The organism is Staphylococcus sp. FSL W8-1270 (genome assembly GCF_038007165.1).
GTDB classification, from domain to species: Bacteria; Bacillota; Bacilli; order Staphylococcales; family Staphylococcaceae; genus Staphylococcus; species Staphylococcus hominis.
In genome coordinates this window covers 524,223-538,392 of record NZ_JBBOWQ010000001.1, presented here as the reverse complement: position 1 = coordinate 538,392, position 14,170 = coordinate 524,223, and the positions used below count along the sequence as shown (strand labels likewise).

At 29.3% G+C, this 14,170-nt stretch carries 12 protein-coding genes; 7 read left to right on the top strand and 5 right to left on the bottom strand.

All coding sequences use genetic code 11. The features are described 5' to 3' along the window. Positions 1-80: 80 nt before the first annotated feature. Both NSU06_RS02475 and NSU06_RS02470 read left to right on the top strand, forming a co-directional pair. On the top strand, positions 81-704 hold the full coding sequence (locus NSU06_RS02475; RefSeq protein ID WP_002448440.1) for a TetR/AcrR family transcriptional regulator: 624 nt from the start codon (positions 81-83) through the stop codon (positions 702-704). Positions 705-728: 24 nt separating this feature from the next. Then, a complete protein-coding gene (locus tag NSU06_RS02470) occupies positions 729-1,670 on the top strand; it encodes a magnesium transporter CorA family protein (protein WP_002454917.1) in 942 nt (313 codons plus the stop codon). Here the strand turns inward: NSU06_RS02470 and NSU06_RS02465 are convergent. Next, on the bottom strand, positions 1,647-3,341 hold the full coding sequence (locus tag NSU06_RS02465; protein ID WP_340779273.1) for an IS1182 family transposase: 1,695 nt from the start codon (positions 3,339-3,341) through the stop codon (positions 1,647-1,649). The genes NSU06_RS02470 and NSU06_RS02465 overlap by 24 nt on opposite strands. 273 nt (positions 3,342-3,614) lie before the next feature. Next, on the bottom strand, positions 3,615-5,057 hold the full coding sequence (locus NSU06_RS02460) for a sucrose-specific PTS transporter subunit IIBC (protein ID WP_002488727.1): 1,443 nt from the start codon (positions 5,055-5,057) through the stop codon (positions 3,615-3,617). Between the two features lie 1,045 nt (positions 5,058-6,102). Here NSU06_RS02460 and rsp point away from each other — a divergent pair. From rsp to NSU06_RS02445, 3 genes are all read left to right on the top strand, one after another. Next, the gene (gene rsp, locus NSU06_RS02455; protein ID WP_049379325.1) at positions 6,103-8,208 is read left to right on the top strand and encodes an AraC family transcriptional regulator Rsp; all 2,106 of its coding nucleotides are present in this window, start codon (positions 6,103-6,105) and stop codon (positions 8,206-8,208) included. A 44-nt stretch (positions 8,209-8,252) separates the two neighbouring features. After that, entirely contained in the window at positions 8,253-8,675 is a 423-nt protein-coding gene (locus NSU06_RS02450; RefSeq protein ID WP_002488735.1) for a pyridoxamine 5'-phosphate oxidase family protein, read from the top strand. Positions 8,676-8,850: 175 nt separating this feature from the next. Beyond that, positions 8,851-9,204 carry a DUF4889 domain-containing protein gene (locus tag NSU06_RS02445; protein ID WP_002488761.1) on the top strand — a complete coding sequence of 118 codons (354 nt, stop codon included), beginning with the start codon at positions 8,851-8,853 and terminating at the stop codon, positions 9,202-9,204. A 127-nt stretch (positions 9,205-9,331) separates the two neighbouring features. Here NSU06_RS02445 and NSU06_RS02440 read toward each other — a convergent pair whose 3' ends face one another. Both NSU06_RS02440 and NSU06_RS02435 read right to left on the bottom strand, forming a co-directional pair. Next, positions 9,332-10,609: a cation:dicarboxylate symporter family transporter gene (locus NSU06_RS02440; protein WP_017174953.1), complete on the bottom strand. Its 1,278-nt coding sequence runs from the start codon at positions 10,607-10,609 to the stop codon at positions 9,332-9,334. A gap of 366 nt (positions 10,610-10,975) precedes the next feature. Continuing rightward, positions 10,976-11,335 carry a DUF3139 domain-containing protein gene (locus NSU06_RS02435; protein WP_049414187.1) on the bottom strand — a complete coding sequence of 120 codons (360 nt, stop codon included), beginning with the start codon at positions 11,333-11,335 and terminating at the stop codon, positions 10,976-10,978. A 281-nt stretch (positions 11,336-11,616) separates the two neighbouring features. On the opposite strand from NSU06_RS02435, the gene NSU06_RS02430 reads away from it, so the two are divergent. Next, complete coding sequence (locus tag NSU06_RS02430; protein ID WP_002448339.1) at positions 11,617-12,060, top strand: MarR family winged helix-turn-helix transcriptional regulator; 444 nt, start codon at positions 11,617-11,619, stop codon at positions 12,058-12,060. A 233-nt stretch (positions 12,061-12,293) separates the two neighbouring features. Then, positions 12,294-12,710: an Hsp20 family protein gene (locus NSU06_RS02425; RefSeq protein ID WP_002488807.1), complete on the top strand. Its 417-nt coding sequence runs from the start codon at positions 12,294-12,296 to the stop codon at positions 12,708-12,710. A 259-nt stretch (positions 12,711-12,969) separates the two neighbouring features. Here the strand turns inward: NSU06_RS02425 and NSU06_RS02420 are convergent, their stop codons facing one another. After that, a complete protein-coding gene (locus NSU06_RS02420) occupies positions 12,970-14,127 on the bottom strand; it encodes a nitrate/nitrite transporter (RefSeq protein WP_049382389.1) in 1,158 nt (385 codons plus the stop codon). Positions 14,128-14,170 lie beyond the last annotated feature (43 nt).

Sequence of the window (14,170 nt, the reverse complement as noted above, 5' to 3'; positions counted from 1 at the left end):
AATAATCAATAATGATCATATCGTTAATTAATGAACATTATGCCTAATATTGTTAATTAATTATAAAGGATTGATGCAGAATGAAAGAAGATCGGAGAGTTCGTAAGACGAGGTCAGCAATTAAGTCTTCATTTATCGAATTATTAAATGAAAAGGAATTAGAAAAAATTACAATTCAAGATATTGCAGATCGTGCAGATATTAATAGAGGTACCTTTTATTTACATTATGAAGATAAATATTTATTATTATCAGATATGGAAGATGAATTTATTTCTCAAATGACATTCTTAAATCATCTTCATAATATTATGGGAAAAGATCCAGAAGATACTGCTAAAAATTTTATTAATATTATTTTAAAAAATATGCTTCAACATATTTCGGATAATATTACTTTTTATCAAACGATCTTACAATTAAATAGGAAGTCAAAACTTGAAGAAAAAATTTATTCCTTAATCGGGGAAAATATGCAAAAATATATTAGTACAAATCATGAGATTGAAGGTATACCAGAAAAATATTTTCATAGTTATGTTGCTGGTGCAACAATATCTACTGTTAAATTTTGGGTGAATGATCCCCACCGTCTTTCAGTTGAAGATTTAACCAATCATATTTTTAAAATTATTTATAATGGACCTTTAAGAATCATGGTTCAGCATCAATATAAAGCTTTAAATATTGACACAGCGAAATAAAGACTAAGAAAGGAACTATCGATTATGTTGACTGCATATAAACACTCAACTACTAATGAAATAGTTGAAACAAATATAAACCAATCTGCATCATGGATAAATGTTGTCGAACCTGATAGAGAAGAAATTGAGCAATTAATTGAACAGTACAATCTGCCAGAAGATTTTATTCGTGATCCTCTTGATGCAGATGAAAGTGCACGTATTGAATATGATGAAGATACTGGCTATTCTCTTATTATTGTCGACTTGCCTATTGTAAGTTCTACGAATCGTCATGTTCTCTCATTTGTTACCATTCCTCTAGGTATTGTGATTGGAAATGGTGTGATTTTTACAATTTGTGATGCTGAAAATGAATTTCTTGAAAATTATTCAAGACAAGATAACGTAAATTTAAAATTTCATAGTCGCTTTGCTTTAGATATTTTACTTACTATTTCAAATCACTATAACAGAAACTTGCGTCTTTTAAATAAATCAAGAATCCGTATTGAAAGAGATTTGAAAAATAGTATTACGAATAAACAACTTTATCGTTTAATGGAAGTAGAAAAAAGTTTGGTTTACTTTTTAGCAGCTTTAAAAGGGAATGATACGATTATTAAAAAATTATTCCGTTTGCCTGCAATTAAACGTTTTGAAGAAGATGAAGATTTGTTAGAGGACTTAGTCATTGAAAATAACCAAGCGATTGAAACAACTGAATTATACACAGGTATTTTAGAAAGTATCACGTCTTCGTATTCTTCATTACTTTCAAATGAAATGAACAATATTATGAAGACATTAACTCTTTTCACGGTATTACTGACACTACCTACCCTTGTCTTTAGTTTCTTTGGTATGAACGTTCCATTACCTATTGATGATAAGAGTTACGTTTCGTGGCTGGTTATCGTAGGAATCTCTTTAATATTAGTCACTATTGTAAGTATTTTCTTATGGCGTAAGCAAAAACTTTAATAAAAGAGTCCGGGACATAAAGTATCTAGATAAGTGAAAAAAGACAATTTCTATTGAAATAATATAGAAATTGTCTTTTTTATAATTTTTTTGATTATTTTCAGCTCGTTGAGCTGTTACTTTTCTTATATTAAGTGCCATTAGCACAAATCCTAGTTCTCTTTTGGCTTTATTTATCCCTCGAACGGACATTCGAGTGAAACCCAAAATAGCCTTCATAAATCCAAAAACAGGCTCCACATCAATTTTTCTTTGACTGTAGATGGTTTTTATTTTTGGTTCTGAAAGCTTTTTATTAATTTGGGCTTTAAAATATTCCCAATTATAATTTTTCATTATTTTTTTATTCGTTTTTGAATTGTATTTCATGCATTGGTGTCTCAGAGGACATTCTGAACAATCATCACATTCATATAATTTGAAGTCTCTCTTAAACCCATATTTATCATGGCGATAGGCATATCTTTTAAAACCCAATCGCTTATTGTTTGGACAAATATATTCATCGTTAATTTCGTCATAATCCCAATTTTGAGTGTTAAAGATGTCGCTTTTATATTTTTTAGTTTTATCTTTTATAAACATACCGTAGGTTATAAGTGGTATTCGATTAAAATCATCTATAATTGCCATATAATTGGGTTCGCTACCATAACCTGCATCAGCTACAATATATTCAGGTAAATGACCGTAGGTCTCTTGAATTAAATTTAAAAATGGTATCATCGTTCTTGTATCAGTCGGATTTTGATACACATTATAAGATAAAACGAATTGAGAATTTGTCGCTATTTGTAAATTATAACCTGGCTTGAGTTGTCCATTTTTCATATGATCTTCTTTCATTCTCATAAATGTGGCATCATGATCTGTTTTAGAATAACTATTTCTATCCTTTAAAATAGATTTTTGGACGTCGTATTTATGCTTTCGCCCAGAGTAATCATTAATTTGCTTTTTGTATTGTTTAATTTTAGTTCTTTTGAGCCGTATTTGTTTTCTTATTTTAGTACATTTTTCATTATCGATATGTTGATTTAAATCTTCGATTTCTTTATCCAAATGACTACCAATCAAATCTATTTCTTCCTTTGTTAAGTCATTATCGTGATCTTTTTTAATCTCAGGTATGATTTTATTTGTTATCAATTCATGATAGAGTGCTTTAGAATCTTCATTCATTTTTGTCTCATGGTTTTGAATACTCTTTTTCCATACAAATGTATATCGATTGGCATTCGCCTCAACTTTCGTACCATCAATAAAAATGGCCTGATCATCTATAAGATGTTGTTTCAAACACTGACTATGAAATTGAATAAATAATGATTCTAATAAAGCATCTACTTTTGGATTGACTCTAAATCGATTAATCGTTTTATAAGAAGGCTTTTGATTTTGTGATAGCCACATCATCCGGATGCTATCATTAAGTAATTTTTCTATCTTACGACCTGAAAACACAGATTGTGTGTAGGCATATAGAATGACTTTTAACATCATTTTTGGATGGTATGAGGTTGCACCACGATGATGTCTGAATTCATCGAATTCAGTTTTAGGAATTGTTTCTACAATATCATTGACATGTCGTGACATATCATTTGTGGGGATAAGAACTGAAGTTTCCAATGGTAGAGTAAGTTGAGTCATGTTATAATCTTTATACATAAGGCACCTCGTTAATTTAGTTTAGTGATATTTATTAAATTATACGAAAGGGCCTTATTTTTTTAAAGTATTTCAATGTAAAATTACATATAAATACAAAGTATTTTGGCGAGACTCTTGAGGGAACAGGACAAGCTGAAGACTACAGGCTGAAGCTGTCCCCTAAGAAAGCGAGCCAACAATACGTAGTATTGTAAATAAAGAAGCCAGTAAATGAATTTATAATAAACTCATTTACTGGCTATTTTGTTAGGAATTATGTCCCAGCCTCTTTTATTCTGCTGCAGCTTTGTAAGCTTTTCTTCGTGATAAAACTAAAGTGACAATCACTGCAATTATAAACGCAATAAACATACCTATGAAATAATGAAGCCAACCAGCATGAGCTGGGTTAATTGAAATAAATCCAGGTAATCCTGCAGTACCTAAAGCAATGGCTTTAACTTTGAAAAACGAAATGTAGGCTGAGCCTATAGCTGAACCTGTTATTGCACCAATAAATGGATATCTTAATTTTAAGTTAACTCCAAATAAAGCGGGTTCAGTAATACCTAAAAGAGCTGAGATACCAGCTGCTGAAGCCACACCTTTAAGTTTCTTATTATTTTTAATAATTAAGAAAGCAGCAAGCGCTGCCCCACCTTGTGCTACATTTGACATTGTAGCGATTGGGAAAATAAATGATCCACCTGTTTTTGCTTGATCTGCAATTAAAGTTGTTTCTACTGCAATAAAACTATGGTGCATACCAGTAATCACAATTGGAGCATAAAATAATCCAAAGATAAATCCACCAATTGCACCTCCAAATTCATATAACCATGTTAAACCATCTGATAACCAATAACCAAGCTGTCTAGTGATAGGTCCTACAAATAAGAAAGTTAAGAATGCTGTACTCAATATTGCAAGTAAAGGCGTTAATAAATTATCCAATACAGTAGGAATGATTTTACGTAATCCTTTTTCAATAGTTGCTAAGATATAGGCTGCCACAAGCATAGGTAACACTTGTCCTTGATATCCAACTTGATTAATATGTAATCCAAATAAATCCCAATGTGGAATAGCCTTACCCGCTTCAACTGCTTTAGGAAAATCATATGCACTCATTAATGAAGGATGTACTAAAATCATTCCTAACGCTGCACCTAAAAATGGATTGCCGCCGAATCGTTTCGATGCACTAAAGCCAATTAAAATAGGTAATAGTGTAAACGGTGCATTAGCAAAAACATTAATCATATCTGCTAATCCAGCGAATTGACTATGAACATCTATAAATGATTTATGATGATAGAATAAATCTGGCGCTGTAAGTAGATTATTAATACCCATTAATAATCCACCGGCAACGATGGCTGGTATAATTGGTACGAATATATCTGACAACATCTTAACAAAACGTTGTAAAGGATTCATATGCTTCGACGATTTGTCTTTTACATCAGCAGTTGTTGATGGCTCTTTTCCTGTTATTTTTTCTAACTCTGCAAATACTTTATTGACTGTTCCTGAGCCGATAATAATTTGATATTGTCCTCCTGTAGAAAAGGTTCCTTTAACTACATCCATTTCAGATAACTTTTTTTCATCTATAATACTTTCATCTTTTAATACAAGTCTTAATCTTGTGGCACAATGGGCCATAGCATCTAAGTTATCTTCTCCGCCTATCGCTTCTAATATATCTTCAGCCGATTTCTTATAGCTCATTCTACTAACCTCCTATATATGAAACTCATTTTAATATTCATTATATAATTGTAATCGGTTCCAAAAAACAAAGCAATATCTTATAAATATTTTATATAATTAATTTTAATTTAATGAAAAGGTGAAAGTAAAATAAAATTCAATGTCTCACTTCTACAATTTAACCTCACTTTGTGTTGGATATTAGTTTCTTTATGAACATCTTTGTACTAGAGCGCCTCTACTAGAGTTTAAAACTTGATCTACTGTATTTTCAATTTAATTACTACTTGCTAATACATCAAAAAACCTGGGACAACGCATGTTGTCCCAGGTTTTTTTAATACTAATTCTGACATTCTTAACTTTGAATATGTTTCGTGATGTTTAATTAAGTAAAAGTATATTTAGATGTTATGATGTAAAATTGTTACACATTAAATAGAAATTTTTGGGGAGTTATAATGATTCTAAATATAATAGTTAGCTACTGTTAATACCTTTTATATTTGCATGCATCTTTTATTCTAAGTTGCTTACTCTACGGAGTGATGTCATTTTCTCTATTTAAAATACCGTAATCGTTCGTTTCATTAAACTATTGTATATCGGTTGCTAATGCTCTAAGATGTTGTGTCTTGATATACATTTAAATAGTGATTTTAAATATATGGGGCTCATATCAAATATATAAGTAAATTCATTCTTGATGCTATATATTCAAATGATGTTGTATCGTGATGTATGTACAGAATTAGTCATTTTTAATTTCAAGTGAATCATTGTTTAATAGCTTATATCTCTTCACTCAAAATCTATATTTATTATGCATTTAAATTCGTTTCATTGACCTACTAAAAATTTTCAATAGTCTCATGCGACATTCTAAAAAAAATAATAATATTGTGCATCTATAAAATTGTTAACGTTTTCACTTAAAAATAAACGAAATTTTTTTATTTTTAACTATTAATATCTCTTTTATTTTCATATATAATAACTCTTATTATTCAAACAGACCTAAATCCCCGCTTACAAATACTATACTAGATGAGGAGACTTATTTATGAGCAGTACTCTTTTTTTACATGAAAATATTACTTCTATGCCTAGGAGAAACATCAACCATGTGCTTATATTATTTTCTTTAACTAATGAATTAGAAATGACAATCAATGGAAAGTATCACCCATTATCAAATCATATTGCAATCATTAATCAAGGTGATTTATATCAAATTAATAAAGGAAGAAATCTGATTGAGCTCAAAATACCAATGGCTTACTTTTATCTTGAAGACTCTGCTTTTTTTAATTGCCACTTTGATGCACATCTCTTACAATCAAGTCATTTTATCAAATCAATCATTTTAAATAATATAGAACATATGTACAACACATCTCATCATGATGACAAAGTTATTCCAAAGATCATACAAACTTTTTATAAAGAAGCAGTTATTAGACATCCTCATATATATATTCCAAAGATTCCTGTTGAACAGCACATCTTAATTAATATACTTACATTCATTCATGATCACATCACTTCCAATATTTCTCTACAAGATATTGCAGCACATGTACTTATTTCTGAGTCATATTGTTCAAATTTATTTGTACGTATATTGAATATTAATTTTAAAGATTATTATACAAGTTTGAAAATTAATCATGCTATTAGATTACTCATTTGTACAAATGACTCTATTACAAGTATTTCTGAACAATCCGGTTTTAGTAGTCATACCAATTTTACTAATCAATTTAAAAATTATCTTAATTTAAGTCCAAAACAATTTCGTTCTCAACTGAATCATTCTGATCCTATATCTGCGATACGACTGAAGAGTGACATTGAACCTAAGCATTTTGAATTAATCTCTCAGTTTGAAACAACTGAACAATTATCAACCGAAACAACTATCATTGATCTTGAGCAATTAGAAGCCTTTCAACATACTCAATCTTCAAAGGCATTTATTCATTTTAAAAATATTAATGAATTATTCCAGTTTGTTTTTAATGATCATTATGATATCGATTTATCTTATTTACCTAAACCAGCCATTTTGATTAATGATATGAGTGATATGAATCAACATTCAATTAACGGAAACTTACTCAATCGCTGCTTCGAAAAATTATTTGAAAAAAATATCAGTTTAGCTGTCATTATCAAAAATAAATCTGAGTTCACTACTTTTTACGATTTAATTATGACGTTTCTAGAAAATAATCAAGATTATAAATGGAATAAAAAAAGTGTACGATTTATGCTCGTATTTGATACCAAGTCAATGACTATCCAAGATATTCATCTATCATATTTAAAACTTAGAAACAAAAATCGTTCGATTAAATATGGTGTTTTAGTGGAAGGATTATTACATCAGTACGAAAAGTTACAAGAAGTCTATGATACAATGAAGCGTCTTAATTTTGATTACTATTTTGTTGACATTGAAAATATTGATACGAAAAATATATTAATTGAATACCAACGCGGATTTACTCATGCAAATACTCATTTCGAAAACTACGTTCATTTTATAAAGAATTCTAATATACCTTCGACCCAATTTGTCTATAGTAGCTTATCATTACGTTGCTTTAAGTATACAAATGACGGTAGGCATCCACTTCAACTAGCAGATTTAGTTTGTCATTTAACGGCGCTATTAAAATATGGAGGTGGTATTTGCTATCACCTTTTTGAAGATGATCCGATGTTTATTGCATTATTTAATCGACATGGGAGTTTACTTCCAATTATGCATCTTTATCAATTTATTGCAGCATTTATCGATGTGCCTATCCATATTTCAAATAATTACTTAATGAGTCAAAAAGATGGAAATTATCATTTTATCTTATTTAATAAAATTAATGATCGCTATTTGTCTGACAGTAAACAGCATTATCAAATACTAAATAAATTAAACGAAAACAGCTTAATCATCGCAAATACATTAAATAAAGAACATGGGACGATCCATCAATTAATGTCTCAAGATAATTTACCTGTATACATTGAAAAAAGTATTATTCATCAGTTAGATAGATGCAATCAACCTAAAACAGAACTATTTATACAAGAAGAAACCAATCATCCATTTAACATAACGTTGCATCATGATGAAGTGAAATATATTTATATCAAATCTGTTTAAATTTAATTTTAAAAGGATATAAATACAATAAGGAGATGATTAGTTTGGACAAACAAAAAGTGACTCAAGCGATTGAGAAAGTTTTAAATACTTCTAAAATTGGCGTATTATCAACTGCATATAATAATAAACCGAATAGCAGATATATGGTGTTCTATAACGATGGTCTTAATTTATATACAAAAACAAGCAATGAAAGTTCTAAAGTAAAAGAAATTCAAAGTAATCCAGAAGCATATATTTTACTAGGATATAATGAAACAACAAATAATAGTTTTGTTGAAATAGAAGCAAGTATTGACATTGTAGAAGATCAGAAAGTCATTGATTGGTTGTGGGAAACACAAGACAAAACATTCTTCGATTCTAAAGAGGATTCTAATTTATGTGTGTTAAAAATAAATCCAAAAACGATTACTTTAATGAATGATGATGATATTGATACACCAATCACAATTGATCTTTAATTTGATTGTTAATAAGAGTAGATAGAATGTATCATGAATTCTATCTACTTTTTTTTGCTTATTTATAATGCTTCATTTATATTAGTTGAAGTACAATTGAATTTTTGTGAAACTTTTATTGCAATTTAATTCTATTTTTTGTATAAATAAATTAATATATTTAAGGAGAGTCTTAATGAAGAACAAAAAAGGTTTAGGGTTAGGAATTTTTTTAATTGCAATTATGTTAATTGTTAGCATTATTTTAGTCATTGTAATGCTAAATGGTCAGCAAAAAGAATCCTACTATGGCTATATGAAAGATAGTCACACTATTGATAAAATGGTAAATGAACAAACTGAAAAAGTAGAGAAAAATGTTAAATTACCTTCTAACACTAATGTAAAAGTAAAAAAAGGCGATTTTGTCTTTTTAGTAAAAGAAAAAGGTTCTGATTCATTTTCTAGAGTATCAAAAGTAAATCATGATGAAGTGCCACATGGTCTCATGATGAAAATTCATGAAATGCATGATATGAAAGGCATGTAACTTTTGATATATTAGGCAGTATAAAGAGCGAGATAACATTCATTTAAAATCAGTTATCTCGCTTTTTCTTTTTGAATAAAAAAGCATCGCTTATCCAAGCGACGCTAAAAATGTCAGATTTCTTTTTTTAAATTGATTCTAGATATTTCTTACCTTTTTCTTTATCATAAACATGTTCCCATTTAGAGATAACTACTGTAGATAATGCATTACCAATAACGTTCACACATGTACGAACCATGTCTAACAAACGATCTACACCGATAATTAACGCAAGACCTTGAGCTGGTAAGCCCATTGCCCCCAATGTTGTTAATAACACTACGATAGATACTCCTGGCACACCTGCCATACCTTTAGATGCAACCATTAATGTCACCATTAAAATGATTTGTTCAGATAATGATAAGTGAATACCATACATTTGAGCAACAAATAAAGCGGCGATAGATTGATATAAGGCTGATCCGTCTAAATTAAACGAATATCCAATTGGTATAACAAAAGAAGTCACTTCTTTTGGTGAACCAAATTTCTCCATTTTATTCATCATTACTGGTAACACTGCTTCAGAACTTGAAGTAGAGAATGCAAGTAATAATTCATCTTTAAGTATTTTAATGATTGAGAAAATACTAATTCCACAAATTCTTGCTACAATACCCAAAACAACAATAATGAAGAAAATCATCGCAAACACAACTACTAAAACAAGTTTAGCTAATGGAATTAAAGCTGAAGCACCGAATGTCATAACAGTTGTACAAATAAATGCAAATACACCAATTGGTGCTAATTTTAAGATTTTATTAATCATCCAAAATACGGCTTCTAATGTACCGTTTAAGAAACCTTTAACTGGTTCAGCTTTTTCTCCAATCGCAGCTAATCCCAAACCAAAGAATACTGCGAAGAAAATAATTGGCAATAACTCACCCTTAGTTAAAGCTTCAAAAATATTAGTTGGTATAATATTTACGATTGTATCAATAAAGTGGTTACCGTATGTAGATTGTTCTGCGGCAGACGCAGTTGATTGATATTTAGTAATATCGCCTTTAGGTAACTTATCAGGATCTAATCCAATTCCTGGTTTAAAAATATTACCAATAATTAAACCTAAACCGATGGCGATGGTTGTAATAATTTCGAAATAAAGAATTGATTTCCATCCATAGCTTCCTATTTTTTTCGAATCCCCTAAATTCGAAATAGATAAAGCAAGTGAACAGAATACAATTGGGATGATGATCATTTTGATTAAATTTAAGAAAACGTCACCGAAAGGTTTAATATAATTTGCAACACCTGTTTGTCCAAATAATAATAAACCAATTACTACACCTAGCACTAATGCAATTAATACTTGCATAGGTAGGCTAACTTTTCTCTTGAACAGAGTCACGTTGAAACCCCCTTCTTCTGACATCGCTTAATTATATCAAATTATTCAAAATTCGGATATAACAAATTAAAAACTATTAAATAATATACATATTTAATTTGGCAAAAATAATTAATTAAAAACAGAAAAGTGAGAATATTTTTAGAATATAGATGTTGGAATTCAATCACTATCTTTAACCTTCTCAATGTAAGAGCGGTTTATAAATGAATTACATTACTCTAAAATCTTTTTTAACTAACTCGTTTACCTTTACCATTTAACAAAAAATTTCATTTAAAAAAACAATATCTATTTTTCTATAGATATTGTTTTTTTGAGTAGTAATCATCATTAATATCTCTGGTTCTACGTATTGATTATATATTATGGCTTATAATTTTGGTTGAAATAGTTATGTTTTGCACCTTTAATACTTTTCTTGGTTTCCGTATCAAATCCTTCAACTAAAATACCTTTACGTGTACCAATTGGCTGAATGATATATGTTAAATTAGGTTCGTCTTTAAACACTACTTGTTTATAATAAACGCCTCTTTTAGCACTATATAATGTTTTTTCTGATTTAATTTTATCTTTCAAATGTTTTTGTTCTATATAATTGTCTACAAGTTGCACATTTTTATGCCCTTGATACGCTTTCGTTCCAAAGAAGAACGCAATAGCTAATACAAGAGAAATAGCTAATATAATAATAATTCTAATAATCTTTTGCTTCTTACTCATCAGAGCACTCCTTCATCATATTACTCAATAAAATAGCTTCTTTTATCATTTAAATAATTATGAATGAAATAGTAACTTTTTTAAAGTGATACATCTTTTTTGTAACAAAATATACTAATAATTTAATTTAGAATTTGAAATAAATCAACAATCTAAAATTATATGTAGACTTATTTAAATTTACTTTTAAATTTATTAAAAAACTTATATATTACTCTAACAATAGTCTTGACAATAGCTATTGTTCATACTATCTTTAAGTAAGTTGAGGGGGAAAGAATATGTATGTAAAGGACAGTTATTTAAGTAAACAATTATGTTTTTTACTTTATGTTACTTCAAAAGAGGTAATTAAAAAATATACTCACTATCTAAAAGAGTATGATTTAACATACACAAGTTTTATGGTTCTTATGGCTATTGAAAACGACGAAAAAATAAACATTAAGTCCCTTGGTCAACGCGTCTTCTTAGATTCTGGAACTTTAACGCCTCTCTTAAAAAAATTAGAGAAAAAAGGTTACGTACAACGCATGCGAGAAAAAGAAGATGAACGTAATTTACAAATTTCATTAACTCAAAATGGTAGAGACATTAAACCAGTATTAGAGCAAATTTCTAATCAAGTGTTTAATGATTTTGATATTTCTGACGATGAAGCGGATGGCCTTGCTAGTAGCTTAAGACATATTATTTCAGAGAACTTCGGCTCTAATGCTGAATAGTTAATACACATGACAAAAGCTAAGTAATTATTGTTCCTTCTTTCTTTTATTTTCTAACTAATACATAATATCGACGTCTTTTGTCATGTTTCTTTATTCCACATCTTTCACTTTTTAATTCTTCAAACTTTCAAATTGCTTTTACTTTACGTGTAGTATCTCTATTTATATAATGATATTGTAAAATTTCAATATATTTTATGACATATTACTCTGAAAAGGAGATTTCATATATGAATAATAGAGAATTTTTTGATCAAGCTATTTTTAAAAATAATCCAAGAGATGTATTTCGTGATCTAGGTGAACAAGTATTTAACCAATTTTCAACTAAAAGCTTCCCAACAAATGTTTACAGTCAAAAAAATCAATATGTTCTAGAAGCCGAATTACCTGGCGTAAAGAAACAAGACATTCATCTTAAATATGAACATGCTACTTTAACGATTAAAGTAATTAAACAAGTATCTGAGCAAACAGGTAGTGTTCAATTAAGTGAACGCTCAAGCGGAGAATTGGTAAGACGCTTTGAATTCGAAGATATTAATAAAAATCAAATCAAAGCAAGTTATGAAGATGGTGTTTTAGTGGTGATTTTACCTAAGAATGTCACTGAAGAAGACGAAGGTACTACAATTACAGTAGAATAAATAAAAGAAGTTGAGATATAACTTTCAGAAAAATAGCCAGTAAATGAGTGATGAGACATTCATTTACTGGCTTATTTATAATTCTTCGTATTATTGCCTTACTCTCTTAGAGGGTAGTTTCAGCTTGTGTTATTATTTCAACCTCTCATCAAACAAAGTACGTTGTATTCATATTTCATTTTACATTAGATTATTGAAAACATAGATACTTAGCATAAGCTAATAAACAAACGTAGTGCTAGTGCACTACGTTGTTTATTTATTTTGCGTATTCTTTTTTGTAAAGATGACCCATTGTAATAAAAGCAAGTATTCCAAATACAGCTAGTAAAATAAATGCTAAATGACTTGAACCTGTCAATGAAGTAACATACGTGATAACAAGTGGTGGGAAGAAACCACCTAATCCTCCCATCATAGAAACAATTCCATTTGCAGTACCAGATTCTTTAGCAAAATAAGATGGCACAAGTTTAAAGATGAGTCCATTTCCTAATCCAGCACAAATACTAATTGTTAAACAACCTATAGTAAACAAGGCAATATGACTTGAAACACCTAAAATAACTGCACCGATAATCATCACAACAAAATCTATCATCAAGACTTTAACCGCGTTGAATTTATCTCCTAAAATCCCACCCACAGGTCTTAAGAATGTTGCTAATGCGATAAATACTCCTGATCGAATACCTGCATCTACTTTATCTATTCCGAAATTATTAACTAAATAGTTAGGTAAGAATAAACCAAATGCTACAAAAGCACCAAATGTAATAAAGTACCATAAACTCAAATAATATAGTTTGTAGTTTGAAGATAAATCTTTAACTTGAGCGCCTAAAGGTACTTTAACTTTAGGTTCTTTAGCATCTCCAAGGAAAAACATTAATATTGCAAAAATAGCGATAATAATAAGATAACTTCTTACTGTTGTTTGCCATCCTACAATACCCGCAATAGGAGGTGCTAAGAATGATGAAATTGCTGTACCAATATTTCCCATTCCATAAATACCATTTGCTAATCCTACTTTGTCTTTTGAAAAATATTTAGGAACTGAAGTGACACCTACAGAGAAAATGGCTCCTCCTACTCCTAAAAAAAATCCAGACGCCATTAACATACCAGGCGATTGGGCTTGTCCTAAGAAGAAAATAGGAAATAATAATATAATGAAACTACAAAAGAATACCCATTTAGCGCCAATAATATTTGTTAAATAACCAAATGGTACACGAAGAATCGATCCTAGGATAACTGGTATCGCTAAAATAATTGATAACTGTCCTGGATTAATTTTAATATCTTGTGAAATAAATGGCATCAATGGAGAAATAATGCTCCAAGCCATGAATCCAACTACAAGACTTAAAGTTTGTAACGTAAGTTGAAAACCACCCTTAGTTTTATTCATTTTTTCACCTTCATCAATTTTTATTTTCTATTATCGATAATTA

What these genes read in the sequence shown, in the direction of transcription:
- NSU06_RS02475 (WP_002448440.1), top strand. Translation starts at nt 81, where the DNA reads ATGAAAGAAGATCGGAGAGTTCGTAAGACGAGGTCAGCAATTAAGTCT.
- NSU06_RS02470 (WP_002454917.1), top strand. Translation starts at nt 729, where the DNA reads ATGTTGACTGCATATAAACACTCAACTACTAATGAAATAGTTGAAACA.
- NSU06_RS02465 (WP_340779273.1), bottom strand. Translation starts at nt 3,341, where the DNA reads ATGTATAAAGATTATAACATGACTCAACTTACTCTACCATTGGAAACT.
- NSU06_RS02460 (WP_002488727.1), bottom strand. Translation starts at nt 5,057, where the DNA reads ATGAGCTATAAGAAATCGGCTGAAGATATATTAGAAGCGATAGGCGGA.
- rsp (WP_049379325.1), top strand. Translation starts at nt 6,103, where the DNA reads ATGAGCAGTACTCTTTTTTTACATGAAAATATTACTTCTATGCCTAGG.
- NSU06_RS02445 (WP_002488761.1), top strand. Translation starts at nt 8,851, where the DNA reads ATGAAGAACAAAAAAGGTTTAGGGTTAGGAATTTTTTTAATTGCAATT.
- NSU06_RS02435 (WP_049414187.1), bottom strand. Translation starts at nt 11,335, where the DNA reads ATGAGTAAGAAGCAAAAGATTATTAGAATTATTATTATATTAGCTATT.
- NSU06_RS02430 (WP_002448339.1), top strand. Translation starts at nt 11,617, where the DNA reads ATGTATGTAAAGGACAGTTATTTAAGTAAACAATTATGTTTTTTACTT.
- NSU06_RS02425 (WP_002488807.1), top strand. Translation starts at nt 12,294, where the DNA reads ATGAATAATAGAGAATTTTTTGATCAAGCTATTTTTAAAAATAATCCA.
- NSU06_RS02420 (WP_049382389.1), bottom strand. Translation starts at nt 14,127, where the DNA reads ATGAATAAAACTAAGGGTGGTTTTCAACTTACGTTACAAACTTTAAGT.